Origin of the sequence: Vibrio gelatinilyticus (assembly GCF_022836845.1) — a bacterium.
GTDB lineage: Bacteria > Pseudomonadota > Gammaproteobacteria > Enterobacterales > Vibrionaceae > Vibrio > Vibrio gelatinilyticus.
In genome coordinates, this window is the sequence record NZ_JAJNNZ010000006.1 from 14627 (window position 1) to 39547 (window position 24921).

General features: G+C 41.9%; 24 protein-coding genes. 11 read left to right on the forward strand and 13 right to left on the reverse strand.

The features are described from left to right. Positions 1-24 precede the first annotated feature (24 nt). From LNL84_RS09295 to LNL84_RS09310, 4 genes are all read right to left on the reverse strand, one after another. Positions 25-1041: a TRAP transporter substrate-binding protein gene (locus LNL84_RS09295; protein ID WP_244356959.1), complete on the reverse strand. Its 1017-nt coding sequence runs from the start codon at positions 1039-1041 to the stop codon at positions 25-27. A gap of 272 nt (positions 1042-1313) precedes the next feature. Then, positions 1314-1709: a MaoC family dehydratase gene (locus tag LNL84_RS09300; RefSeq protein ID WP_244356960.1), complete on the reverse strand. Its 396-nt coding sequence runs from the start codon at positions 1707-1709 to the stop codon at positions 1314-1316. Then, on the reverse strand, positions 1699-3459 hold the full coding sequence (gene phaC, locus LNL84_RS09305) for a class I poly(R)-hydroxyalkanoic acid synthase (RefSeq protein ID WP_244356961.1): 1761 nt from the start codon (positions 3457-3459) through the stop codon (positions 1699-1701). Before phaC ends, LNL84_RS09300 begins: the two co-directional genes overlap by 11 nt. Before the next feature lie 65 nt (positions 3460-3524). Further along, a complete protein-coding gene (locus LNL84_RS09310) occupies positions 3525-3872 on the reverse strand; it encodes a phasin family protein (RefSeq protein WP_244356962.1) in 348 nt (115 codons plus the stop codon). Between the two features lie 441 nt (positions 3873-4313). On the opposite strand from LNL84_RS09310, the gene LNL84_RS09315 reads away from it, so the two are divergent. Next, on the forward strand, positions 4314-4808 hold the full coding sequence (locus LNL84_RS09315; RefSeq protein WP_244356963.1) for a peptidylprolyl isomerase: 495 nt from the start codon (positions 4314-4316) through the stop codon (positions 4806-4808). A gap of 72 nt (positions 4809-4880) precedes the next feature. On the opposite strand, the gene LNL84_RS09320 is transcribed toward LNL84_RS09315, so the two are convergent. Beyond that, entirely contained in the window at positions 4881-5378 is a 498-nt protein-coding gene (locus tag LNL84_RS09320) for a hypothetical protein (protein ID WP_244356964.1), read from the reverse strand. 446 nt (positions 5379-5824) lie between these two features. Between LNL84_RS09320 and LNL84_RS09325 the strand changes: the two genes are divergently transcribed. Further along, the gene (locus LNL84_RS09325; protein ID WP_244356965.1) at positions 5825-7081 is read left to right on the forward strand and encodes an OmpP1/FadL family transporter; all 1257 of its coding nucleotides are present in this window, start codon (positions 5825-5827) and stop codon (positions 7079-7081) included. A 576-nt stretch (positions 7082-7657) separates the two neighbouring features. On the opposite strand, the gene LNL84_RS09330 is transcribed toward LNL84_RS09325, so the two are convergent. Next, positions 7658-8515, reverse strand: a complete 858-nt coding sequence (locus LNL84_RS09330; protein WP_244356966.1) for a DMT family transporter — start codon at positions 8513-8515, stop codon at positions 7658-7660. Positions 8516-8605: 90 nt separating this feature from the next. On the opposite strand from LNL84_RS09330, the gene LNL84_RS09335 reads away from it, so the two are divergent. Then, positions 8606-9490 (forward strand): LysR substrate-binding domain-containing protein, encoded by an 885-nt coding sequence (locus LNL84_RS09335; RefSeq protein ID WP_244356967.1) that lies wholly within the window; start codon positions 8606-8608, stop codon positions 9488-9490. A gap of 94 nt (positions 9491-9584) precedes the next feature. Here the strand turns inward: LNL84_RS09335 and LNL84_RS09340 are convergent, their stop codons facing one another. Next, on the reverse strand, positions 9585-10478 hold the full coding sequence (locus LNL84_RS09340; protein ID WP_244356968.1) for a hypothetical protein: 894 nt from the start codon (positions 10476-10478) through the stop codon (positions 9585-9587). A gap of 109 nt (positions 10479-10587) precedes the next feature. Here LNL84_RS09340 and LNL84_RS09345 point away from each other — a divergent pair, with 109 nt between their 5' ends. After that, the gene (locus LNL84_RS09345; RefSeq protein WP_244356969.1) at positions 10588-11220 is read left to right on the forward strand and encodes a hypothetical protein; all 633 of its coding nucleotides are present in this window, start codon (positions 10588-10590) and stop codon (positions 11218-11220) included. A 393-nt stretch (positions 11221-11613) separates the two neighbouring features. Here LNL84_RS09345 and LNL84_RS09350 read toward each other — a convergent pair whose 3' ends face one another. Then, on the reverse strand, positions 11614-12819 hold the full coding sequence (locus tag LNL84_RS09350) for a porin (RefSeq protein ID WP_244356970.1): 1206 nt from the start codon (positions 12817-12819) through the stop codon (positions 11614-11616). Between the two features lie 509 nt (positions 12820-13328). Here LNL84_RS09350 and LNL84_RS09355 point away from each other — a divergent pair. Together LNL84_RS09355 and LNL84_RS09360 are read left to right on the forward strand one after the other, a co-directional pair. Further along, on the forward strand, positions 13329-14237 hold the full coding sequence (locus tag LNL84_RS09355; protein ID WP_244356971.1) for an aldo/keto reductase: 909 nt from the start codon (positions 13329-13331) through the stop codon (positions 14235-14237). A gap of 171 nt (positions 14238-14408) precedes the next feature. Continuing rightward, positions 14409-14558 (forward strand): hypothetical protein, encoded by a 150-nt coding sequence (locus tag LNL84_RS09360; RefSeq protein WP_244356973.1) that lies wholly within the window; start codon positions 14409-14411, stop codon positions 14556-14558. Between the two features lie 113 nt (positions 14559-14671). Here the strand turns inward: LNL84_RS09360 and LNL84_RS09365 are convergent, their stop codons facing one another. Together LNL84_RS09365 and LNL84_RS09370 are read right to left on the reverse strand one after the other, a co-directional pair. Then, positions 14672-14926 carry a YgjV family protein gene (locus LNL84_RS09365; protein ID WP_244356975.1) on the reverse strand — a complete coding sequence of 85 codons (255 nt, stop codon included), beginning with the start codon at positions 14924-14926 and terminating at the stop codon, positions 14672-14674. 244 nt (positions 14927-15170) lie between these two features. Beyond that, entirely contained in the window at positions 15171-15488 is a 318-nt protein-coding gene (locus LNL84_RS09370) for a DUF496 family protein (RefSeq protein ID WP_341829456.1), read from the reverse strand. A gap of 185 nt (positions 15489-15673) precedes the next feature. On the opposite strand from LNL84_RS09370, the gene LNL84_RS09375 reads away from it, so the two are divergent. The 5 genes from LNL84_RS09375 to luxQ all read left to right on the forward strand — a co-directional run bounded on the left by LNL84_RS09375 (position 15674) and on the right by luxQ (position 20715). Next, the gene (locus tag LNL84_RS09375) at positions 15674-15880 is read left to right on the forward strand and encodes a hypothetical protein (RefSeq protein ID WP_244356978.1); all 207 of its coding nucleotides are present in this window, start codon (positions 15674-15676) and stop codon (positions 15878-15880) included. Positions 15881-15941: 61 nt separating this feature from the next. Beyond that, entirely contained in the window at positions 15942-16601 is a 660-nt protein-coding gene (locus LNL84_RS09380; protein ID WP_244356979.1) for a YceH family protein, read from the forward strand. Positions 16602-16689: 88 nt separating this feature from the next. Then, positions 16690-16965: a GIY-YIG nuclease family protein gene (locus tag LNL84_RS09385; RefSeq protein ID WP_244356981.1), complete on the forward strand. Its 276-nt coding sequence runs from the start codon at positions 16690-16692 to the stop codon at positions 16963-16965. A 73-nt stretch (positions 16966-17038) separates the two neighbouring features. Next, on the forward strand, positions 17039-18142 hold the full coding sequence (locus LNL84_RS09390; protein WP_244356983.1) for a substrate-binding domain-containing protein: 1104 nt from the start codon (positions 17039-17041) through the stop codon (positions 18140-18142). Positions 18143-18144: 2 nt separating this feature from the next. Next, positions 18145-20715 (forward strand): quorum-sensing autoinducer 2 sensor kinase/phosphatase LuxQ, encoded by a 2571-nt coding sequence (luxQ, locus tag LNL84_RS09395; protein WP_244357137.1) that lies wholly within the window; start codon positions 18145-18147, stop codon positions 20713-20715. A gap of 91 nt (positions 20716-20806) precedes the next feature. Here the strand turns inward: luxQ and LNL84_RS09400 are convergent, their stop codons facing one another. From LNL84_RS09400 to yccS, 3 genes are all read right to left on the reverse strand, one after another. Further along, positions 20807-22066 (reverse strand): hydroxymethylglutaryl-CoA reductase, encoded by a 1260-nt coding sequence (locus LNL84_RS09400; RefSeq protein ID WP_244356984.1) that lies wholly within the window; start codon positions 22064-22066, stop codon positions 20807-20809. A gap of 212 nt (positions 22067-22278) precedes the next feature. After that, entirely contained in the window at positions 22279-22494 is a 216-nt protein-coding gene (locus LNL84_RS09405; protein WP_244357144.1) for a hypothetical protein, read from the reverse strand. 185 nt (positions 22495-22679) lie between these two features. Continuing rightward, positions 22680-24863 (reverse strand): YccS family putative transporter, encoded by a 2184-nt coding sequence (yccS, locus tag LNL84_RS09410; RefSeq protein WP_244356985.1) that lies wholly within the window; start codon positions 24861-24863, stop codon positions 22680-22682. Between the last annotated feature and the right edge of the window lie 58 nt (positions 24864-24921).

The following is a 24921-nucleotide window of genomic DNA, read 5'->3' on the forward strand; positions in this document are numbered from 1 at the left end:
AGCCCTCCGCATGTACTACAAAGATTAAAGTAAGCTGTTTTCTTCTAGGAATGTGGTTACAGAGTTGTAAACTTTCTCAGCATTTGGTGAGCGTTCTGCAAAGACCTTCCACTGTGTTTTTGCGATTTCACGGAACTTCTTACGCTCTACATCGGACCAATTATGAATCGTGATATTCGGGTTCTGATTAGCTTTTGCTACTGCTTCGTTGTCTGCCATTTTTAGCTTAGTCGTAATGTCGTAAGACAAGTCACGAACAGACATGGTAAGAATGGTTTGCAGATCCTCTGGCATCTTGTCCCACTTCTTCTGGCTAACAGAAACATCAATCAAAGGTAGCGAGTGGAAGCCTGGCTGAACTGGGTGAGTCGCAATATCGTTCATACCTGCTGATTGGTTAGTCGAAAACACGGTGTAGTCAGCCGCGTCAATGACGCCTTTACTCAACCCCGTAAATACTTCAGAGCCCGGCAAATTGACTGGCGTGGCACCTGCCGCGGCAAAAACTTGCTGAACGAGACCTTCAGGTGCGCGGAGTTTCAGCCCTTTGAGGTCATCAACACCGTTTAGAGGTACTTTTGAAACGAATGATTCGACACCTGTCGTTGAAGCACCAACAAATTTAACGCCGTATGGAGCGTAAAGTTCAGTCATTAACTCATTACCGCCACCGTAGTTCATGTATTGAAGTAGTTGAGTGGTATCTGACCAAGCACCAACCATATTACCGATTAGACCGAAAGCAGGATCCTTACCAGAGAAGTATCCCGTTGCAGTAATGTGACCATCAATGATTCCCATCTTGATGGCGCCAAGAGTTTCAGTGTGTTTGACCACAGAGCCTACTGGAAGTAAGTCAATGTCGATGCGTCCGTTGGACATCGATTCAACACGCTCAGCCCACTGTTGCTGAACTTTAAAGTTAAGATCACCAGAAGGATCAGATGATTGAATTTTCAATTTGTAGTCAGCGGCAAACGCAGAAGCAGAAAGGAGCCCAGCGATAGAAAGAGTGATGAGATTTATAGTTTGTTTTCTCATTTTTTAGTCGTCCATGTTGATGGTGTGTGTAGGTAGAGTTTCAATGTTACCGGTAACTATTGATGTTACGGGTAACCCTAGGAAGGCGCAGTGATAAATATCACAGTTTGTTATATTGGTGAGAGGTTTATTAATAGTTGTGACGAAAGTGTTTAGAAGATGATGTTTTTAATTGAGGTAGAATGATGAGGTGTTGAAGGATAAAAAAAGGGCGACGGCTCAATATCGCCCGAAATGGTAGAAAAACCTAATCGCTAAATTAGGCAGGGAAATTAAGGAAGCATTACTGTTGCTTCACCAATAATAGCGGTAACTCCTTGCTCGGTTACAACTTCAGTTTTTAAAGTCGCAATTGGTTTATCTTCGCGTATGTTGATCACCTCTACAGATGCCGTAACGGTTTCTCCAACGCGTATTGGACAAGTGAACTTAAGAGTTTGTCCAAGATAGATAGCACCAGGCCCAGGAACCTTCGAAGCTAACAGACCGGAGACTAAACTCGCGCCCAACATGCCATGCACTATAGGGACTTCAAAAGGGGTCGCAGCGGCAAAGTTCTCATCGAGATGAACTGGGTTATAGTCTTCGGCAAGAGAGGCAAATTGTTCTACGGCGGCTTTGTCCAGACATTTGGAAAGGCTGGCTTTTTGTCCAAGGCTAAGCGACATCTTTTGACTCCTTCTCTTCTGATAGTACTTCTTCAATTCGCTGTTTTACATAGGTGCCAGGGGCGTCAAGTTCGCCTTCTAGTGCTTTAGCTTCTAGTTTTTCAGAGAAATTACGCTCGTCTAACCAAGTTTGAAGATGAGGCCACCAAGACCCGGTGTGCTTGTCAGCATTTTCCAGCCATTCATCCGCTTCAGTCGAAGTGTTTTCATTGGTCCAGTAGCCATATTTAGTTGAATTGGCATGATTCATAGGCCCAGCTATGTGTCCGCTTTCGGCTAAAACAAATGTCGATTTACCACTGATCAACTGGTTACCTTTGTAAGTACCCTTCCAAAGCGCAATATGATCTTCTATTGCTGATAGAAAGTAGACTGGTGATTTAACCTTGCTCAGGTCGATGGTAACGCCATCTACAACAAACTCACCTGGCTGGCTTAGTCTGTTTTCAAGGTAGAATTGTCTAAGCATTTGATTATGGCACTGAGCGGGTACATTGGTATTGTCACAATTCCAATGAAGTAAATCGAATGCGATAGGGCTTTCGCCTTTTAAATAGTTGGTAACGTAATAGTTCCAATATAGGCTGTTTTCGCGTAGTAAACTGAATGAAACGGCCATCTGACGTCCATCGATATAACCTTTAGCGTTATTTTGCGTTTCGATGGCACTGATCATTGGATCATTAATAAATACGCCAAGCTCGCCAGGCTGGCTAAAGTCTAGAATTGTGGTCAGTAGTGTGGCCGATTTAATGCGTTGTTTGCGACGTTTACCCGCCAGATAAGCCATTGTGGTTGTCAATAGCGTTCCGCCGATACAATAACCTAAGCCATTGACTTCTCTTTCGCCAGTTTCAGCTTCGATAGCATCAAGTGCTGGGATAAGACCCTCAGTGACGTAGGTTCCAAAATCGGTGTCACTATAACTAGCATCAGGATTTACCCAAGATACCATGAATACTGTGTGACCTTGATCAACCAGCCATTTCACAAATGAGCGTTTTTGGCTAAGGTCCATGATGTAATATTTATTGACGAATGGTGGCACAATCATCAGTGGACGTTTATAGACTTGTTCGGTGGTCGGCTGATATTGAATAAGTTCGAATAGGTGATTTTTAAATACCACTTTGCCTGGCGTTACCGCTATATTTTCACCTAGCTTAAATGCGTCAGTATCAGTCATTCTGATATTGAGCATATCCACGCTACTATTCATGTCTTTTTGTAGCTGTTCGAATCCCTTAATCAGGTTTTGACCATTAGATTCTAACGTCAGCTTCATGACCTCAGGATTCGTGGTCACGAAGTTGCTTGGTGACATTGCGTTAATGAACTGTCGCGCAAAGAATTCAAGTCGCTCTTTGGCTTGCTCATCCATTTCTGAATGATTGCTAATCGTGGATAGAATGTTGTCGCTTGCTAGTTTATAGCTTTCTTTAATATAGCGATAAAGGGCATTATTGCTCCAACTTTCATCTCTAAAGCGTGGATCTCGCTCGTTGATGTCGCTTTGAGCTGAACTTAGAATACAATCATTAAATAATTGGACTTGCTGGTTCCACCAGTTCATTTGTTGGCTCAGCAAATCACTAGGGTTGTTTGTGAATGATTGTGCCATTTTAGACCAATCATCGAATTGTGACTTGCATATTGTCGATTGAGTCGGGGTTTGAAAATTGTCCATCCAAGTCTGACCCACTTGGAAATAGTTGCTAAGTAAATCTTGAAATGGGTGTCTGCTATCCATCAACATATTCCTGTTTTACACAACGGATTAAAGAAATGGCGGCTAACAGCGCCGCCAATCATTAATTAGCCTTTAGCAGGCTTGATCGTAGATGCAGAGATCTCGTCTGCAGCTGCTTTAAAGTCATTGCCAATTTGAGCCAGCTTCTGACCGTCTTCTACAAGCTGCTGGCTTACTTTGCTGATGATTTCAAGTTGCTTGCTGCCATGTGCCATGATGTCCTGTGGCTGTTTAACGTTAACCAGGCTTTGCAGATTTTCGTTGCTCAACTCAGTGTAAGCAGTCAAAGTTTCAAGCTGCATTTTTGACAGTGTTTCGACATTTTTAGCAACAAGTTGGCTCAAGCTAGCAAACGGGTTTAGTACAGATTGAACTTGTGATGTAAATGCTTGGAAAGATTCTTGGTTTTGCATGTTGATATCCTTTACTTTCTTATTGTCTTCGCGTTTGGGGGTAATACTTAGTTATGGAGCATTCAAACGTGCGTTTGAATAAAGCTATTTTGTAAAAACTTTTTGTGGTTGTCATTAGTTATTTGTTAAATATATTTTCCATTTAAGTGTGATCTTGTTGCCATTTTGTTTAAAACGAAGGTGTGATTAGGCATTAATCTTATGTAATAAAGGGGGATAGAAGTAAAAGCGTGGTGGGGCGATGTTTTATACACTATATGAAGCAAGGTTAATAAAGTTTCATTATTGTGATTTTGTTCACGGATTGAATGTATGTTCGGTAAGGTTTGTGTAATTGAAAGTAAGAAGAAATAACGAGTTCAAACTAGCGGTGACGAAAACGGCTATTGTTTTATAATAGATAACTTATACTTCGTGAAAACTAAAAGTGAGTGCTGTTGAATGATAGTAATGAAGACCAATGTAGGTGAAATTTACATTGAACTAAACAAAGAAAAAGCGCCAGTGAGTTCGCGAAATTTTCTAAAGTATTGCCAAGAAGATTTTTACCGAGGAACCATTTTTCATAGAGTGATTGATAACTTTATCGTGCAAGCTGGGGGCTACGACAGCGCTATGAATGAAAAGTCGACCCATGCTCCTATTGTCAATGAGGCTAATCGTGGTCTTAAGAATGTACTTGGTTCGATTGCAATGGCGCGAACTGAAGCGCCGCACTCTGCAACCAGCGAGTTTTTTATCAATCTAACGGATAATCCTTCATTAGACTACACAGAAGCGACCAATTCAGGTTGGGGATATGCTGTGTTTGGACAAGTGGTTACGGGAATGGATGTTGTGTCACGAATTGCCGAAACGAAGACCCACACAGTGGGTGAATTTGATGATGTGCCAGTTGAAAGCATCGTAATAGAGAGTACAACGATTGTTGATTGATCAACTTTGGAAGATATATTAGACAATAAAAGGACCTGTTAATAGGTCCTTTTTTGATTGTTTGCGCGGTAATTAAGCAGTAACTGCTTTGCGCTCTAGATATTTAGCAATCAGAGTCACACCAACGATGTACATTGCACCGCCAAGTGCCAGAACGGTCATCCATGTAAAGCCGTGAGCAGTCACTTCTTTAGCATGTAGGATACACATTACAACGTAAGCAAAAGTGATGTAACTAAATGCCCAGTGAGCAACAGGACCCATGCCGATAGTGATTAATACAACACCAGCTACGTAGATGTAGAATGCGTTTTCACCACCAACGACAGGTGTCAGAGCGCCAAGTACCGTTGGGATCAGCATACCCATCAAAATACCGACTACACCAGCGCCAAAAATGTTTTTAAGTTTGCTCAGATCAAATTTCGCTTCAAAGAAGAAAATAAGTGCTAGAAAAGCTGGCCACTTATCGTGTACGCCAAGCTTTTGAAGGATCACTGTACCAGTGACGATCCATACAGTAAGCATGAGAGTTTTAGTAAGGTGTGCAGAGTTGAATATCGCGTTCATTGTTATGAAATCTCAATGTTTATTGACAACCATGTCTCCCCATCATGATGAAATGACGAGATAGACAAAAAAAGGGTCGCGAATTGTATAGAGAGTTCTCGCTTGATTCATCCATCTTGACTTGTCTTCTATTGGGTATCCTCCAACAACACAGGTAAATCTATTGGTTTGTCTTGAAGGTGTTTAATTAATAGTCAGCAATCAATCGTAGCGGTGATAGTTCTTGGTATCATATTGATTTTGTGTGTAATTCATAGGGTCAATACTAAAGCGTGTGGCCACTACCGAAATGTCGACTTATTGTCTGGTAGGTTTAAATTAGCCAGTCTTTTATGGAATATTCGCTATTCCAAATTACCTGTTTATTTTGCTTAAAATGGATTAACCATTGTCGATTCAAGGAGGTGAAAAGACTTAATGACTTGGACGATACTTACGTGATTCATATGAAACTATCTAAGCCCGAAAATAACAATATCCCCACCATTCAAACAAGTACCATTGCAAATTTACCTTCCCCTATACGTTTCAAAAAACTTCTTTTGTCGTTGGTGGTTATCACTGCCTTTGGCATAACCCAGGCACAAGCAAGTGGGTTTCTATTACAGGAAGCCGTTGTCGCCAATGCGGGTACAGCGGGCGCAGGAGACGGTGTTTACACCGAATCAGCAGCAGCCATGTGGGCTAATCCGGCGACGATGTCGCATATGGGCCAAAGTAAAACAACGATCAATGCGATGGTGTTTGATCTAGAGCTGGACTATCAAGACAATAACGCCAATGGAAACGCTAATGGCCATACAGTAATGCCTACACTTGGTGTCTTTCATGTAACAGAGGTCAATCAAGGGGTCCACTTCGGCCTCGGGCTTGGCGTTGTTGGCGGTTCTAGCATCGAGTACGGCGATCAATGGGCAGGAGCAGCCTTGCTGGACAACATTTCACTAATGGCGGTTCAAGTGAACCCTTCGATGTCTTTTCAAATTGATGAGCAGTGGTCTGTGGGCATTGGCGCGCAATTGAATTGGGCATCACTCGAACAGAACACCGCAATGATTTCGACAGAATCAGGTTCGGATTGGGCTTATGGTTATAATTTAGGGGCGATGTATCAACCGAACAAGCAATGGGCGCTAGGACTGAGCTATCGTTCGAAATTGGTCCACAAGTTCGATTTGGATGCGCAGGGCTTGATACCACACCCTGATTTAGGCATCAATAAGGTTACGACTGGCGTGGTTGTTCCTGATATCGTAGATTTTAGTGCCAGCTTTTCAGCAACACAGGATCTAAATTTACTAACAAGTATTCAATTTCACCGCTGGAGTCACTTGGACAATACGGCCTTGTCACTTAGCAGTGCCAATGGTCGTATCGAACCAGATATGAGTATTGATCGTGAGTGGAGTGACGTATGGCATTTTGCCATCGGCGCTGATTATCGCCTCAATGCAGATTGGCGACTGAAAGCGGGCTTCTCATATGAAACTTCACCGCAAGATGACCCATCTAAACAGTGGGTAGACCTACCTGTTGGCGAGCAATATCGATACTCTGTTGGACTTTCTACAATGTGGAATGATACGGGGGTAGATCTGTTCTATCAATATACAGACTTAGGCAATGTTGATATTAATAGACTTCACTTAGATGGTAGATTTGACGGAAGAATACACTATTTAGGTGCAAACTTTACCTTTTAGTAATAAAGATTCTATGCGAATACAATAAAGCCCACTTCTTATAGTGGGCTTTATTTTATTAAATGTGTCGTTACAGAAACAATTACGCTTCACGCCCGACAGTAAATGCTACCCATGTGAGTAGAGAGCCAATGATCGCACCGAAAAGAGTGCTTAGTGTGATAGCAAGTAAAACAGATTCAGTCACTTATGTAACTCCAAGGTTTGTAGTAGTTCTTTCCCTTATGCTGAAAATTTGAGTAGAGAGTATTTTACATATAGGGATCGTCATTCAGATGGTAAGCGGAATGGTGGTAATCCATATCCGTACCAAACACCATTTTAATAATATATTTAATCAAGTCCTAGTTTTAGAGGGCTAGAAATGAGTAACTAAGTGTTACTAATGGTAAGGTTAATGTGTTTATAATGAAATAAATAAAATATTACATTTTTTAACTGGGTGAAATATATTATAAATTGCAGTATTTATTATTTCGATTGTTATTTTAATAGTATGTTAACCTATTAAGATGTAAATACGTTACTTTACATGTTGGAAATGAAAAGGGGCTTATAGACAAAGCCCCGACACCTCTAGCTTGTTTCTACGCTACTCGCTTCTTTTTTGGTCAGCCAAATAATTGGGATAATAATCATTAGAGTACCAATTAGCATAAAGGCATCAGGCATCTCTCCAAAGAACGCAATTCCCACAACAACGGCTCCAATCAAGCCACTGTATTCGGCGCTGGCAATTTTATTACTATCAACCGCACGATAAGCCACAACACATGTCGCCGCGTAGATCATGATGAACATAGAAGACACCGCGGCGGTGCCAAAAGCACTCCAGTCCCAAGGTTTTCCTTCCCATAAGGCCAATGCGAATGACGCTGGAATACCGGTGAGATTCGTGAGAAGCAATGTTTGCGCCACGGTCTGAGATCTAGGGATCTTTCGAATCAATAGATTATTTACTGCCAATGTCACAGCAACAATGAGTGCAGAGATGGCAGCCCAGTCGAACTGATCGGGGCGAATAATCACCAAAACACCAACAAATCCCATAATAGCTGCCATGATCGACGGTTTACTGAGTTGCTCTTTAAACAACAGGGTTGCTAGCGGTAGCATGATCAATGGCGCAGCATAAAAAATCGCATTGGCGGTAGCCAAAGGCATAGACGAGATGGCGAAGATCATGAAAATGGCACCTAGCAGCCATATATGCGCACGAACAGCATGCCATTTCAAACCAGCAACGAGACTTTCTGTTTTTGAGTTCCAGCAAAACGGAATGAGAATGAGCACTGCAGATAGCTGCCTAAAAAAGACAAATTGAAATACTGCAACATCGTTACCCACGGTTTTAATCAATGCATCAGAGAACACGGCGACGATGTTACCAATCACCAGTAAACCCATTGCAACACTAACTGAACTGACTTTCATTTTCGCCTCCTTAAAACTTTACGGCAGGATAGGGCTGTATTACGATGACGTAAAATGATATTTATTTTTTTAGTATGAGATTTTTAGATAATGAAAATGCCACCACTGCGAGCGGTTCATTGCTTTGAATCTGTCGCCCGTAATAATAGTTTTTCGTTAGCCGCAACAGAACTGAATGTCACTCAAAGTGCAATTAGCCACCAAGTACGACTGTTAGAAGAATATTTGGGGGAGCCATTGTTTATTCGACAAGGCCCTAAGTTGTCATTGTCTGCAATCGGTGAGCAGTATCTGGAGGAAATTGGCCCTGCAATATCCAGCATATCTATGGCAAGTGAAAGGGTACGCGAAGGGGACAAAGGCGTGCTCCGTTTAGCCATTTATAGTTCAATGGCGGTCAACTGGCTTATTCCGAACTTAAACGAATTTCGCCGTCGCCACCCTGAGATTGAGTTGACATTAAACATGGTGGCACAAGACCCAGAGCTTACAGATAGTGTAGGTGACTGCTTTATCACCGTTCGAGAGCCTAGTAACAAATACCAAGTAGACTTTCTTTATCGTGAATGTCTTTATCCAGTATGCAGTTACAAAATCTGGCGTGAGTTGCAAGACAAAACGATGCCAGAAGCGTTGTGGAACTATCCATTATTGTCATCGGTTTCGGTTTATGGAACACCGGGGCAAGATTGGAAAAGTTGGTGTTTAGCCGGAGGCTATACATTACCAAGTCATGTGGATGTTCAGCATTTCAGCCACATACTTTTAGCGACCGAAGCGGCTAGATATGATCAGGGCATTACGTTTGTTGACCAATACATGCTTAATGAAAAGAACAGCGATCAGGATCTTGTCAGACTTCCGTTGCACGGTTTTGAAACAGGCGACAGTTTTTACTTCACCTACAAAAAGAGTAGAGCAAAGAACCCAGATATCATCAAACTAAGTCAATGGCTTCAGCAATTATGTTATTAAAAAAAACATCTAACCTTGGGCTAGATGCTTGAATTTAGAATAGCTCGATAGCTCGATAGCTCGATAGCTCGATAGCTCGATAGCTCGATAGCCATTAGGCATCTTCGACTTGTTGAATTGAATCGAGCACTGTGGATATTGGTGTTAGAGTGAAATGTTTGTCGACGGCAAGGGTAAATTCACACAAATCGATTTTGAAAACGACGTTATTAAGCTCAGGAAAATTCAAGTTAGGTTCGATCCGGACATCTTGAATGGCGTTGAGACGAATAAAAGTATGACCAAATTTATAGTTGGCATCTTTAACGTCAATGATGCTTTTTCCCCTGTTGGCAATGATTAAGTCGACACCATCACACATCACCATCGAATCAAGAAGGTGATATTCGGTGAAACTGTATTGGAGATCGAGCAAGCCAGAACGCTTTTTCTCGGTCAACTTCATTTCTTTTTGACCTGCGAGAATTACGATGGGATCTATGCAATGCTCGGTTCCAGAGAAGTAGCTATATAAGTCACTGTTTTTTAGAGCATCATTTGCAGTTTCAGCCGTAAATGGGGCTTTTTCTCGCGTGGCAATATGATGCCGTAAAACTTGAATCGCGCGACTTGCAATGTCTTGAGAGACCAGGTTGTAACGAATGATCATCTCCCCTTGGTTTGATTGCAAACCAATGTAGTTATCCAATAAGTCACCGCCGTGAGTTAGCAGTAAGACGTCTTTGAACCACATTTTGTTGGCGTGGATTTTTTCCCCTTTCATCGATAGGTGAATGATAAATTCGTTTTGAATGATGACGATTTGTGAATAGAGCAGCATCCCAGGTTTGAGGTTGCGTCGCTCTTGATGAACAGGAGTTTTGAAAGCAAAAAGAGCGTCATCAAGCAAACCTGATTGATCTTCAAATTGAGGAGGAATGTCTTGTGCTGATTTTATCTCGACTAGCCAAGGGCCAAACTGGTCATACTCTTTTTGTAAGTCGTACATAAGTCCCTTCCTTGTTGTTTGTTATTTGTACACATGATAACTCTATGTAAAATAATAGAGGCTTGTTGTGATCTCACTCATAAGCCATAGAAAGAGTAAGGAGTTAGTGATGAAGTTATCAAGACTACGCGCGGCTGAAAAAGAGTTTCTGTTGCTCTACCCAGGCGGATTTTTACATCCTGACATGGAAAAACTTGGTAAAAAGCACAAAATGACTCAACGAGTTGAACAAGCACAAGCAATGTTCTGTCAGGATGCGTTTGTAAAACCGCAGCAGGTCGCAGAAGACATGATAAAAACAGTGAGTCGTTCGTCGATGGTTTCTTTGTTTGAAAAGCCTAAGTTTCGTGATTATGTTAACGCAATGACACATGACGAACGAGAAGGACTTGCGTATGGTTTAAAAGACTTTCTTTATGGCGATCAGGAGTATGGCTTTAATACAATGCTCGATCTGTTAAAACCCGCTAAGTTGGCAAAGTGGGCGCTGATGACCATTATCCCAAATTATGTCAAACCCTCAGATGAAGTATTCATTAAGCCAACGACGGCTAAAGGTGTGATTCAGTTCTTTGAACTAGAAAATTTGGTCTATAAACCAGCACCCAGTTACGCTTTTTATGTCGAGTATCGTAGGCAGTTCCAACAGATGAAACAACAGGTTGACCCATCGCTCACCATTAACAATGCCGCCTTTAGTGGTTTTCTTATGATGACCATGAATGGAAGCGTAAAGCTTTGAGCGACATTTGGATATTTAGCGGTGTTGAGTACATGGCCTAAGACTTCTTGTTTTAAACGAGGTTGATTAGGTGATTAGCCTGAATTTTGGCTTGAGTTAGTTAAATAGACGTAAGAGTCTTAATTAAGGCAAATAATACTTGGTTGGGAGATGTCATTAATAGAGCTTTAATTGTTCGAGTTGTGTTTAATTTATGTGCGAGTGGACAGGTTGTTTAATTAGTTTTAAATCGACAAGGTTATTTAATTTCCAAGCGTCATTATTGTTTTAAATGATTGGTGTTCACTATTCAAACAATAAATGTCTTTGGACGAATGTTATTAAAGAAGGGACGAGTGCGAGTTAGAAGTAATTTTCCCCCGAACCGAAGCTCGGGGGAGATAGGAGTGGGGTTTAGAAGAATACCGCCGCGCCTAGGAAGACGTGAGTGCCTTTAGATGCGCCACCCAAGTCAGTAATGTTTCCTTCGCTATCAAATGTGTAGCTTTCATTAAGTTTAACGTCATCGTTATAACCCTCTAGGTACACTTCACCCCACGGAACCGGAGCCCATGCCGCACCAAGGTTAAACTGCTGAGTTTCTGATTTAACATCGCCTGTGACTTCATTAGTTTCTTCAGCCATTTCGTAACCACCGTAGACACGAACTGTTTCGGAAACGTAAAGGTTTGCACCAAAGCCAAAGGTTGTGGTTTTAGCGTCAAATGCATCTGCGCCGTCTTTAGCAAAGAATTGCTCGAAACGTGCAGATAAAGAAAGGCCGCCTTCCATCAGATGTTGCTCAAGAGCTACCGCGTACTGCTTAACCTCAGCGTCTGTTGCTGTTGTCTCTATGAGATTACCTAAAAAGTCAACAAAACTACCATTAATGTCATTGGCCTGGTTGTATGCTGCAACAACGTAGGTGCCAGTGCTTTCCACAGTGTAGGCAACAGAGCCACCAAAACCACCATCAATAGTGACAGGCTCTGTAACGGCTAATAAACCGCCATAGTTGAGACCATTACCCCCAAAGAAAATATAGTCATTTGCAGTGCGCTTAGCTTGATATTGCAAGCCGACGTACAGGTTGTCAAAATCGTTCTGCCATACAACGGTGTTTGCAGTGCGACGGCTACCTAACTCGTCAGATTGCATCATGTTAAAGCCACCCACCCAATAAGCGTAGTAGCCTTTGTCTGCTTTCATGTATGGGCTTTCTTGACGACCGATGGTCACAGTACCAAAATCGTCATGACCAAAACCAGCGTATGTCTGACGAGCTGTTAAAGCCTGACGGTCATATAGGTCTGTTGCAGTATCAAAATCGACATCCCACTCGACTTTAGCAACACCATAAACCTTGCCAAATTGGTGTTTAATATCAAAGCCAAGCCATGATCCTGGATCTTCAATAAGTGTCGCATCGCTGTTGTAGCCTAAACCGTAATCGCTACCGATAACAGAGCTTTTATCATAGTCGTACTTACTTACGTGCGCCGCAATCGCGCCGTACATATTAACTGATGTACCTTCTGCATTATATAATTCAATTGCACTGACTTGTGATGCTGCAAATAAACTCACTGCTAGAGTTGAAAGTTTAAATAGACCTTTCATATTATTATTCCTTTTATATATTCCATTATTGCTGATTGTTAATTCAACGCGAGATGAATTAAAGCAAACGAACAAGATTCGTAGGGGTGAACTCTGCTACGGCTATTTGCATACCACTGCTTTTATCTTTTAGCCGATTGTCATTAGTTTAAAATAATTTATTCAAACAAGTGTTTAATCTAGGTCACAATAATTGGACCGATGAATTGTTGAGTATTTATTATCCCTATGGTTCTGGGCGTCAAGTACAATTAAATCAAATAGAATAAAGATTGAAAAAACCTTCCATTTGGTTCGTGTGATAATTGATGGGTTCGACTATCGACCCTTTATGTGGGTTTTATTGCATATCTTATCTTGAGTTAAAATCGTATTTGGAACGTTAAATGGTGAAAAACCTAGCAGTTAAGATTACCTTAGTCACTGTGAGCCATTTTTGTGAGGCCACCTATTGTGGGCATTGACCAACAAGCTTAGGATGTCACAAGACATTGATAAGGAGACAACCAATGGTTGCTAAAGTAACGATTGCGCCAAACGGCCCTGATTTTTCTGAACTAGTACAGGGCTATTGGCGATTAGCCGATTGGGGAATGACACCGCAAGAGCGCCTTACGTTTCTCAAACAACACATCGACCTTGGCATTACGACGGTCGATCATGCCGATATCTATGGAAACTATGAATGTGAGCAGTTGTTTGGTGAAGCGCTGGCACTGGATAAAAGTGTTCGAGATGATATCCAAATCGTCACTAAGTGCGATATCAACCTTTGCAGCGATAAGTTTCCGCAGCGTAAGGTGAATCACTATGACACAAGTTCTCACCATATTTATGAATCCGTTAATAATTCACTTGCACGCTTAAATATAGATGAAATTGATGTGCTACTTATTCATAGACCGGATGCACTGATGGATGCAGATGAAGTCGCAGAAGCTTTTACTGAGTTACATAAAGTTGGTAAGGTGAAACACTTTGGTGTATCTAACTTTACACCTCGTCAGTTTGATTTACTTCAATCACGCTTAAGTAAGCCATTAGTCACTAACCAAGTCGAAATCAATCCCCTTAACTTTGAGGTGATACACGACGGTACACTCGACCAAATGCAATTGCTACGCACGTCGCCAATGGCATGGTCAACGTTGGCAGGCGGAGAGATTTTTAATGGTACTTCGCCGCAGGCTTTGCGCGTTAGAACAGAGTTAGAGTCTATTCGCCAAGAGCTAGGAGCAAAAAGCATCGATCAAGTTATTTATGCTTGGGTTCGACGATTGCCATCTAACCCACTCGCCATTGTAGGTTCTGGTAAGATTGATCGCGTTAAGGCTGCGGTTGATTCACTAGGTTTAGAACTAACACGCGAGCAATGGTACAGAGTCTGGGTTGCATCCAAAGGGCATGGTGTTGCCTAGGTTGTCGAGGCAATTCCAGTTTGGTTTCGCCACCAAATTTGATAAAGCAATTAGCATCTTTCACTGAGGTGCTTTTTTTCCAATAAACCCAGTATATAGGTTGCTGGGTCTATCCTTATAAAGCATAATTGCGGCGCAAATTCTGCAGCATATTTTTTATAAAGAGTAATCATGAATACTACGTCTACCGTAGGGAGCGCTGAAACCTTCCAACGTATCGATAGAAAGCATAAAACATTAGCCCGCGAAACAATGTCATTTATGAAAATGGCTTCGATTTTAGGACTGCCTTTACTGCTTGCCGGGTTGGTTTGGATCTAGTACTAACATAAGCATTGATGCATACATGGACGTGCATCTGAGCTCTATCCCTTTCTTTAATTATAAAAAAAGCCCTGATAATAATCAGAGCTCTCTTTCAAATTCTTTAGAACTTATGCACTTGCTCTAGCCAATTTGTCTTGCTTTTTTTCTTGTTGCATTTTCAATAAGAAGTACACGTTAACACAAGCGATAAAGCCATTAGTGATGACAACAGGCATAGAGTCAATGGCCAAGCCGTAAGCGGTGAACAAGCCACAGCCAACAAAATTCAACACACGAAGTTTAACGATATCTTTCATTGTTAGTGAGATAGCGACCATGATTGAAGCTGCGTAGCCTAAGATTTCTACCATATTAAATTCCATATCTTGTTCCTCTAAAATTTGCCAGGCGATGTGCTGGTACCAATTCTTCTCTTCATGAGATTTATGAGGAAGCTCCGTGCCTCGATTGGTGTTGCTGTGTTTGTGCGGCAACTATATCAAGGTGATTAGTGTGATGGAAGTCTAAATTTAATGAAACAGGAGGGTTAGCGATTACGCAAACGTTTTTATGAAAATTGATTAAAAAAAAACCGCTTTTAAAGCGGTTTTTTGTAATGGCTTGAAGTTATTTTTTGCCTTGTTGCTGCTTATCTTCTTCTGTTAGCTCGCGAATTCGACGGCTGATATCGCGGCGAACTTTTGAAATTTCAGCACTCTTGATGATGTGATCGTCAACACGGTCTTCGTAATCTGCTTTCATATTTTTAATGATGGTTACGATTTCGTCATGAGTCATATCTGACTTGATATAGTCAAGCAGGTTTTCTAGAAGATCGACACGCTTGCGGTTATCACGAACTTTTTTCTCATTATCCTGCAATTCGCGTTTCAACTTATTCTTACGACGTGCTTGAGACACGATTTCAAATACGCTACTCATAATACCTTTCCTAGCTTTAACAAGTGAGTTTCGTTGATTAAAACATAACAATTGCTGTGATAACAGTCTTTAGATCAATCGATGTAGGCTATTGGCTACTTAATGCTCATTCAGACTTCTAGCGATTGTCTTTGTAGTCCAATAGAAGCTATGATTTCATCCATGAATTCATATTAGCAGTGCATACCATGTCTAAGCATTACGACAATGCGGAAGATACTGAAAATACAATGTCAGATACCGAACCTGAACATCGATATCAACGCTTACAAAAGGCTTATGTCGCTGAGCGTAAACGATCACAAATAACGGATATAGAACTGAATCGCGCGAAAGTAATAGTGATGACACAAGATGGGAAGCGACTCCGTATACCAGAATTAGCAGAGCACTAGCACTAATTAGTGTCTATAGAAATTACCAATGCTACGTGCAAAGGGTAAGAAGGAATTAACAATGAATATAGAATTATCATCAAATGAAGCAAGAGTGATTGGCTGCCTTATCGAGAAAGAAGTCACAACTCCCGATCACTACCCTTTAACTCTCAATAGCCTAACGACAGCTTGTAATCAAAAAAGCAATCGTGAACCAGTACTTTCCCTCAGTGATGCCGAAGTTCAGGATACGGTTCAGGAGCTAATATCTCGTCGTTTAGTCAGTGATGAAAGTAGTTTCAATAGTCGAGTGGCAAAGTATCAACATCGGTTCTGTAATACCGAATTTGGTGATCTGCAACTGTCGGAACAAGAGCGCGGTATTGTGTGTGTTTTACTATTGCGTGGACCTCAGACCCCAGGCGAAATTCGCACTCGTACCAATAGATTGGCGAACTTCACAGATGTCAAAGAAGTGGAAGCTATTTTGGATAGGATGTCTAGTCGAGAAAGTGGCGCATTAGTGGTGAAATTACCGCGCGAAGTGGGTAAACGTGAGTCAAGGTACGCGCACCTATTTTGTGGAGATGTCGACGTAGACGCTATGGTGGCATCGTCTGGAGGGGTGAGTCCAGCGCCAGCATCCAGTAGTCGAATTGATGCGCTAGAAAGCGAGCTCTCAGCTCTCAGGCAAGAAGTGAGTGAGCTGCGAGTTATCATCGATGAGCTCATAAACTGACTTTAGTCTTTGCCTTACTAAAGTGAATATTTGGTAAGGCAGCTCTACCTAAAGTGAAAAATTTCACTCCATAATTTTCGAGCGTTGTATGGCCGAAACAAAAGATTGGTTTGTCTACTTGATACGCACTAATGCGAGTAGCTTGTATTGTGGAGTCACTAATGACCTACAGCGCCGATTAAAACAACATCAATCAGGTACCGGTGCGAAAGCGTTACGTGGTAAAGGTCCGCTGAGTCTCGTGTGGTCTCAAGGTGCTAACTCTAAGAGCGAAGCATTGAAGATGGAAATGGCAATTAAAAAGCTAACAAAAAAGCGAAAAGAGTCGCTAGTTGAGTCTCAAAAGCCATTTATTTTACAATAACATGTGGGTCTGTCTGGCTGATTTCTTTTAACTTGTATAGAATTATTAAAAAGCGACTTTATAAGAATAAGTAATGAAAAAAATATGGACCGCGACCAGTCTTGCATTTCTGGCAGCTACCTTTAGTAGTAGTGCGATGTCTGTGGAATTTCTGCCGGGCTACTGGCAATATCAAGACTTTTTGAACCAGCATCCTGAACAGAAAAGCCTGACTGAAAAACTCACAACGTCAGTACAAGCGCCACCTGAGCCGATGGCACAGTTGCAAAGCAAACCGATTTCTATCTCGATTATATACCCAGGGCATCAGATCTCTGATTACTGGGTGAGAAACGTCAAAGCGTTCGAAATTCGTTTATTAGAGTTAGGTATTGAGTATGAGATCAATGAAGTCTTTACTCGGCCCAATATCGATATCAGGCAGCAGAGCTTATCCTTGATGGAAGCCATAAGAAGCGAGTCCGATTACTTAATCTTTACCTTAGATTCCACCCGCCATCGTAAGTTCATCGAACATGTCTTGAATGCAACAGAGACCAAGTTGATTTTGCAAAACATTACTACGCCTCTGAAGAATACTCATCAACGAAACCCCTTCCTCTATGTTGGCTTTGATCATATTCAAGGAAGCGAGCTATTAGCTGACTATTACAAACGAACAGTACCAAAGGGTAGCGACTACTCGGTTCTCTACTTTTCTGAAGGGTATGTCAGCGATGCTCGGGGCGACACGTTTATTCAGGCGATGAGCAAAAATGAAGAATACAAGCTGACGTCTTCCTTTTACACTAAAGCCGATCGAGATTCTGGTTACAAAGCTGCCTTGCGTGGTGTTACGCAAAATGACAATCTTAAGTTTATTTACGCGTGCGCAACCGATGTCGCCCTTGGGGCATCTGATGCCTTGAAAGAACTCGACAAAACAGACATTGTTCTCAATGGTTGGGGGGGGGGCTCAGCGGAATTGGAGGCGATTCAACGTGGTGACCTAGATGTCACGATTATGCGTATGAACGATGATACAGGAGTAGCGATGGCTGATGCTATAAAATGGGATTTGGAAGGGAAGTCTGTTCCGTTGGTTTTTTCAGGTAAATTCGAATTGATCACAAAACAAGATGACCCTAAAAAAATCGACAGACTAAAAGCACGAGCATTTCGTTACTCAGATCGCTAATGATGACCATAAAGCGACCATCAAATCGGAAATCACTCGCCACGCTAATTACTGGTACGGTAATTTGGGTTATAGGTGTCTTCACCGTTGGCGTTTTACTGCAAAGCTATCATTTGAGCAGCAAAATTGTTCAAGAAGAGGTACTTAGAACGTCAAAGCAAACCAGCAGTCTTGTTAGAAACTACTTTAATTATCGACTCGCCTCGTTGCAAATCTTACAAGACAGTAATGCACAAAGTGACTCTGTCGAGCAGTACTTCATAAACCGAGACGATCAAACACTAGACTTCTTTTTCCTAAGAGAAGATAACCAAGAGCCAGTCCATTCACCTGATTTTCGATTTATCTTTCACCTTAAAGACATGTTGTGGAACGATGGTAATGCCCTTTTTTATGGAATTGATGAGCTTTCATTGGCGAATATCGCAAATAAAGCCAATGCAAATAGCCAATGGAGCATTATTAAAACACCGTCTCAACTTGGTTTAATGCACGTCTTGGTAAGGCGAACGCCTGTTATTGACAGTGAGAGCGGTGAAGTGCTTGGCTTTTTGTTTGTTGGAATAGTGTTAAGTGATAATACTGGGTTACTTTCAAGCATGGCACTGGGCAGTAATAGCGATGACATCCTGCTTGTTATAGATAAGCAAATTATCGGCAGTACGGTCACAATCGATGACAAGTACAGCGCGGAAAGCATATTAAACCGTGACCAAACTAACATACAAGATCTAAACAAAATTTTGATTAGCCACACCGATCTCTCGGTAGGCTCAGACCCAAAAGCGTTGACTTTTTTGTCAGTTCAACAAAACCCAAACGTTTTAACACTTCGAAATAACTATCTGTTTTGGTTAGGCTTTACACTTTTAGTCATCTCAATACTATCGTACATAACAAGACGTTGGTTAGATAACAAAGTAACAAGTGAGCTATCGAAACTGATGCTCTATACCAAAGTTGCGGGAGATAAAGGGACATATACGGAATTTGATGGTTCGAACATTCAAGAATTTGACCATATTGGTCAGACATTAAGTGATACCTTTACTCGCTTATTTGAGCAGGAAAAGCAATTTCAGGATCTCTTTAACTTTTCATTGTCACCACTGCTTGTTTGCTCCGAAGATGCGGCACTCATAAAAATAAACCCTGCGGCTCGTAAAGCACTTGAGTTAGAGCCTTACCGATTAGATTCTTCGGATAACAGCACATTCGAAAACTTCCTGCTGCAAATCAAACCCCATGTTTTTATGGCAAGTAAAGGGGCTACGTTAACAGGCATAAACGTCCCGATTGGTCGCCGAGTCTATCGATGGAACTTGTCTTCAATTGATGTCAAATCGGGGCAGACGATTGTATTGGTTCAAGGACTTGATATTACGACGTTAGTTGATGCTGAAAAGCAGAGTTTACTCGCGAGACAAGAGGCAGAAGAGTCAGCTAAGGCTCGCGCTGATTTCCTTGCAAGAATGAGTCACGAGATCCGAACGCCTTTGAACGGGATTTTGGGCATTTCTCAACTGTTAAAACGCACTTCAAAAGACAAAAGTCAGCAAGATAAAATAGATGTTCTTTGTAATAGTGGGGAACATTTACTGGCCGTGCTCAATGACATTTTAGATTTCTCGAAAATAGAAAATGGTAACTTTGATGTTGAGCTTCATACTTTTAAATTTGAAGAATTGGTCAACGCGTTGGAAGGTATTTACAAACCTCTTTGCATTGAAAAAGGCATTACACTGGAAGTCGTGAATACTCTAGAAGACGAAGCGACTATTTATACCGATCAAGTTCGTGTCAATCAAATATTATTTAACCTTGTTAGTAACGCGATTAAGTTTACTCACCATGGTACGGTACGTATCCACTTTGAATTGCGAGAAGGAAATTCACGACACATTTCTCAACTCGTGGTCGCTGTACGAGATACAGGTATTGGTATTTCTGATGATCAAAAGCAACGTATCTTTGACCCATTTGTTCAATCTGAAGCAACGTCTATTCGTGAGTATGGTGGTAGTGGACTAGGGCTCGCGATAGTGAAGCATTTGGTGACAATACTTAAAGGCAAAATCTTTCTGGAAAGTGAAGTCGGTAAAGGAACAACATTTACCGTCAATATTCCAGTAGAACGCCACGCTTCTAGCTTGACGCAAACCTTATCTGAGCCGGAAATCGACTTCAGTTTATTTGACAACCAAGTCAATGTTCTTCTGGTAGAGGATAACCATACCAACGCGTTTATTGCTAAAGCATTTTGCGAAAAGTACGGTATGTTGGTTGTGTGGGCCAAAGATGGGCAAGAGGCGTTGGAACTGCTTAAATCGCAACGCTTTGACCTGATATTAATGGATAATCAGTTACCCTCAATGTCAGGTATAGATGTCACCAGGCAGATCTGTGAAGATTTGGCGCTTAGTACGCCGATTTATGCATGTACAGCGGATAATCTTGAGTCTACGCGCATCGCTTTTATAGAAGCTGGCGCAAAATATGTGATCGTTAAGCCGATCAAAGAGAAAACGTTAAATGAAGCACTCGTGCACTTTAAGCGTAATGACTATAAATAATCACCGCAGTTGGCCAGAAAGAGAAAAGATAAATGAAACAGGTAGGTAACAATAATATCGTTACCTACTAATGACGACTATGCGTTAAAATTTAACGAGCCAGCTTGTGATGTGCTCGCGAAAAATGCCCGGCACAGAATGCGCCCACAATCGAAAGTTCGCCGGCCAAACACAAGGCTGCGACGACTTCCGCTAACGCTTGGGACTGACCATTACCGTGTAAGCCTAGCAGATCGAGACATGCTTTTTGGCTTGGTAAACCAGTTCCGCCACCGACGGTACCAACCATCAGATTTGGTAGCGTAACACTGGCATAAAGCTCTCCATTTTCAGTTACTTCCATTCGAGTCATGCCTATCGCTGACTCCGCAACACAAGCAGCATCTTGACCACAGGCAATATAGAGAGCAGCCAGCGCATTGGCATAGTGAGCATTAATACCGATAGTGCCACTTAATGCTCCACCAACCGTCGTCATTTGACCGAACTGCATCATACGTTCAGGCGTAGTGTGTAGGTATTTTTCGACCAAGTCCACTGGAATAATGACTTCTGCAGTGACTTTTTTCCCTCTTACGCTTCTTAGTGTTTGCGAATTTGCTTTCTTATCGCCAGATAAGTTGCCGTCGAGAAATGCATAATGAGGTTCAATTGGAGTATTTTCGAGGATGTATTCAAATGCAACGTTTGTCGCAATGGTGACCATGTTTTGCCCAGAAGCATCACCAGTTAAATATTCGAAAACCAGGTAGACATGATTTCCCTCAATATTCACGTTGATGTCAGTGAGCTTTCCGTGAGACGTGGTTGTTTCGGCGAGCCTTTTAAGCTCGTCGAATTGGGTCACGACCCAAGCCACAAACTGACCAGCTTCGGCAAGATTACGAAAAGCAAAACCGGGTGTGCGAGTAACACCTTCATTGAGCAGCATTGCACTCGCTCCACCGCAAGCGGTAATGAGCGATGAACCACGATGGTAGGATGCAACCAGAGCCGCTTCGGTCGTAGCTAAAGGAATAGGGTAATCGCCTTGTGCGAATAAGCCATTCACTCTAAGAGGCCCAGCGATACCAACTGGCAATTTCACTGTACCAATAAAGTATTCGATATTTTTATCGTAAACACTCATTTGTTGCTGAGTATGAGGATCAAGCAATTCGAGCTTGGAGTCAGGGCAGGCGAGCTTTTGCCAACGATAATCTACATTTTTCTCAGTGAGGTAGGGGCTTCGGTTGACTCTCTGCGTTATCGCACGATGTTTTGGTGCAATAAGCTCATTCATTTGCTCAGGGGTCACCTCGTTTCCGAGCTGAGACACGTAGTCACGTTTATGTAGATTTAACTTTGGCATGATGGCTTAACTTGGCAAATTAGACGCCGATTCTACAACTACACAAAAGAGATTCAAGAAAAACTAAGAGGGGTACAACCAGTTTGGTTTCTTATATATTGTTTTTGTTGGTTTTTTTTAAAACTCATTTACATAAATACACAATTTATTGCACATTGCACTTACTTTAATTTTGGAGGCAGCGGTACTGAGAGTGTATTTTGATGCTTTGCTTAAGAAAACAGTTTTGAAATTACAGAAAGCTCCTCGTCAGTCAACATAGTCTGTTGTGCTGGAACGAGTTTGTCCGAAATTTCGCCTTGCAGGGCTTTTAGTTGCTGTGGCGTCAGTAAATTGATCTGTTGTCTAAGTTGTTCAAATTGTTGTTGAGACATAGTACGGTCACCTTGTAATTTTTCTTGAACTAAAACAGTGTGAATTCCGTTCATCGGTGTTTCATTGCGTCAATAGGTAGCGTAAATGTAGTGGTAAACCGGCGGGGATTTGTCCGAGAAATGTTAGTAGATATCGATTGTTTTGTAAGGAGTAGCCGCCAAAAAGCACCTATTTAGGAGTATTTTGGCGGATTTCATATATGGTTCAGTAAGTTATTGAACCATTGTTTAGTTGTATATTAATTTAACTTTGACGCAGTGCTTTCGATCAAATTCGTCCGAACGGACAACTGATTCGCTAGAGAGTGCAATTCAGGTAACATTCGATATACGAGGTGAAGTTGCTGTAGCACCATTCGGGCAGAGCCTTCATCTTCATCTCTCCACTCGGATAGGCGCTTAGCAAGATTAAGTTGTTCAATCGTAGCAAAGTTACAATTGTCACATTGCCCCAATAACTGTTGCTCAAGTGTGTCTAGGTGACTATTGATAGTTCTATGTGCATCAATCACTAACAGGTGAATAGATTCGTCTTTGAGTCGCTGCCTGTGGGCACCTAATGCAGAGATGTAGCTCAAAAGTGCGTGGTTAAGAGTCAAAAACCGAAAGCTCTCTTCCGTTGCGCCACGATAGCGCCCTGGCTCTGCTAACATATTGGATATGGCGTTGGCTAAACTAGCGTCACTGTTGTGAGCATTTCGTCGAGCGATCCGATAGTTTAGGTCGTCTCTTTTCCCTATTCGATATTGACCAATGATTTGCGCTAGATAGTGGCGGTTATGGCCGATGGCAGTTGCCATCACTCGATACAGTTTTTTCGATTGCCAGTCTGGGTAAATAAAGTACACAGCAGCAACGGCAATAACACAACCAATAATCGTGTCGGTTAATCGGGGCAGGACAACGTCGTATCCTTCGCCCAGTTGATGAAAGCACAGTAAAACCAAAACAGTAATAAAACCAGTGGCATAACCGTAATTATTGATTCTGAAGGCGAAAAACATGACACCAGACAAGACAATAAAAAACAGCTGGCTAGCTTGAGTTGGGAACATTGTCAGTATCGGAACACCGATGAGCAAGCCTACGATGGTGCCCGCGATACGCCCGTAAAGCTTTTGTCTTGTCGCACTATAATTGGGCTGGCAGACAAAAAGGGTCGTTAGCAAAATCCAATAGCCGCGGTCTATGTCAAACACCTGGATAATGCCATAGCCAAGAGTCAGAGCTATGGCGAGTCTAATAGCATGACGAAACAAAATAGAGTTTGGCGAGAAATTACTTTTGATCTTAAGCCACATCGCTTTAACGGTATGTGGATTGGTATCATCAAGAGCGCTTTCTTCAAGCTCGTTGATGTCGGGATTGTTAACGTTGTCGAGCATTTTTTCTACCGTCGACAAGTTATTAAATAGGTAATTTAACTGGGCGAGTAACGGTTTCGTTTCTGCGGTTGCATTTTTCTCAAGATGATCGAGTGAATCTTGAAGTTCAACAAGTCCTTTAAGAGTATTGTCGCTATTCACAAAGGGGTAGCCGAGTTGGATTGAAAGAGCGATGTCGCGGCATGCTTGTGCCTGTGACTCTAATACATGCTTAAAGCGAAATAACACATCAGATCGCGATAAATGTGTTGCTAGCTCTTGGTAGCGATAGTGACTAGAGCTAACGCGCTCGTGTATGTCTTGAGCAATGAAGTAAATTTTCAGAAATCGATCACTTGGCCCATCTATATGCCCTTTTTTTGACCGATTAAGTAAGGTTGCCTTACAACCATTGAGCGCATCAACGGTTTTACCGTTCGCTGAGGCCTCACTAAGACGGTAGGGCTGTGGTGCCAGATCTATCTTTGGGTGGAATAGATCTTGTTTAACTTCCAAATAACTCGCTATTTGATTGAATACATTTGCAAGGCTTTGTTGGACTGGTTGTAATGGCCAGAAGATATTCCAGATCATTGAAACCAGGTAGTACCATGCAGCTCCACTCAGAAGCAGTATCGGTTGGGCCCAGATATCAATACTATTGTGAGCACCCAGCATGGTATAGATGGCAATGAGTAATGAACCAAAGGCAATACTGGCATAGCGAGGACCAAGAGCACCTAGCATAATGAATGCGAACGTAGAAACAAAAAGACCAAGCGCAAAGAACCAGGGTAGATTGAACAATATTTCAATAGAAAAAGCCGCCGTGGCAAAACAAATCATGGTCAATATTATGGCTTTGATACGGCCAACGAGGCTATCGTCGGTTTCGGCTAATGCGGCTGCGATAACGCCAAGGATCAAAGGAGTAATCCATTGATGCTGCTGCAGATACCATGCTGGCAGTACAACACCCAGCAAAGTGATTAAAATTAAGACGCTGTAGTTAAAGGCTCGGTTTGCCCATTGAAGGCGAATTTGACGAAAGATAGACACAGTAATCAGCATACGAATTAAAAACGAAATTATAACAGAAAGTTAGCTGGTATTCAGA

What these genes read in the sequence shown, in the direction of transcription:
- LNL84_RS09295 (WP_244356959.1), bottom strand. Translation starts at nt 1,041, where the DNA reads ATGAGAAAACAAACTATAAATCTCATCACTCTTTCTATCGCTGGGCTC.
- LNL84_RS09300 (WP_244356960.1), bottom strand. Translation starts at nt 1,709, where the DNA reads ATGTCGCTTAGCCTTGGACAAAAAGCCAGCCTTTCCAAATGTCTGGAC.
- phaC (WP_244356961.1), bottom strand. Translation starts at nt 3,459, where the DNA reads ATGGATAGCAGACACCCATTTCAAGATTTACTTAGCAACTATTTCCAA.
- LNL84_RS09310 (WP_244356962.1), bottom strand. Translation starts at nt 3,872, where the DNA reads ATGCAAAACCAAGAATCTTTCCAAGCATTTACATCACAAGTTCAATCT.
- LNL84_RS09315 (WP_244356963.1), top strand. Translation starts at nt 4,314, where the DNA reads ATGATAGTAATGAAGACCAATGTAGGTGAAATTTACATTGAACTAAAC.
- LNL84_RS09320 (WP_244356964.1), bottom strand. Translation starts at nt 5,378, where the DNA reads ATGAACGCGATATTCAACTCTGCACACCTTACTAAAACTCTCATGCTT.
- LNL84_RS09325 (WP_244356965.1), top strand. Translation starts at nt 5,825, where the DNA reads ATGAAACTATCTAAGCCCGAAAATAACAATATCCCCACCATTCAAACA.
- LNL84_RS09330 (WP_244356966.1), bottom strand. Translation starts at nt 8,515, where the DNA reads ATGAAAGTCAGTTCAGTTAGTGTTGCAATGGGTTTACTGGTGATTGGT.
- LNL84_RS09335 (WP_244356967.1), top strand. Translation starts at nt 8,606, where the DNA reads ATGAAAATGCCACCACTGCGAGCGGTTCATTGCTTTGAATCTGTCGCC.
- LNL84_RS09340 (WP_244356968.1), bottom strand. Translation starts at nt 10,478, where the DNA reads ATGTACGACTTACAAAAAGAGTATGACCAGTTTGGCCCTTGGCTAGTC.
- LNL84_RS09345 (WP_244356969.1), top strand. Translation starts at nt 10,588, where the DNA reads ATGAAGTTATCAAGACTACGCGCGGCTGAAAAAGAGTTTCTGTTGCTC.
- LNL84_RS09350 (WP_244356970.1), bottom strand. Translation starts at nt 12,819, where the DNA reads ATGAAAGGTCTATTTAAACTTTCAACTCTAGCAGTGAGTTTATTTGCA.
- LNL84_RS09355 (WP_244356971.1), top strand. Translation starts at nt 13,329, where the DNA reads ATGGTTGCTAAAGTAACGATTGCGCCAAACGGCCCTGATTTTTCTGAA.
- LNL84_RS09360 (WP_244356973.1), top strand. Translation starts at nt 14,409, where the DNA reads ATGAATACTACGTCTACCGTAGGGAGCGCTGAAACCTTCCAACGTATC.
- LNL84_RS09365 (WP_244356975.1), bottom strand. Translation starts at nt 14,926, where the DNA reads ATGGAATTTAATATGGTAGAAATCTTAGGCTACGCAGCTTCAATCATG.
- LNL84_RS09375 (WP_244356978.1), top strand. Translation starts at nt 15,674, where the DNA reads ATGTCTAAGCATTACGACAATGCGGAAGATACTGAAAATACAATGTCA.
- LNL84_RS09380 (WP_244356979.1), top strand. Translation starts at nt 15,942, where the DNA reads ATGAATATAGAATTATCATCAAATGAAGCAAGAGTGATTGGCTGCCTT.
- LNL84_RS09385 (WP_244356981.1), top strand. Translation starts at nt 16,690, where the DNA reads ATGGCCGAAACAAAAGATTGGTTTGTCTACTTGATACGCACTAATGCG.
- LNL84_RS09390 (WP_244356983.1), top strand. Translation starts at nt 17,039, where the DNA reads ATGAAAAAAATATGGACCGCGACCAGTCTTGCATTTCTGGCAGCTACC.
- luxQ (WP_244357137.1), top strand. Translation starts at nt 18,145, where the DNA reads ATGACCATAAAGCGACCATCAAATCGGAAATCACTCGCCACGCTAATT.
- LNL84_RS09400 (WP_244356984.1), bottom strand. Translation starts at nt 22,066, where the DNA reads ATGCCAAAGTTAAATCTACATAAACGTGACTACGTGTCTCAGCTCGGA.
- LNL84_RS09405 (WP_244357144.1), bottom strand. Translation starts at nt 22,494, where the DNA reads ATGAACGGAATTCACACTGTTTTAGTTCAAGAAAAATTACAAGGTGAC.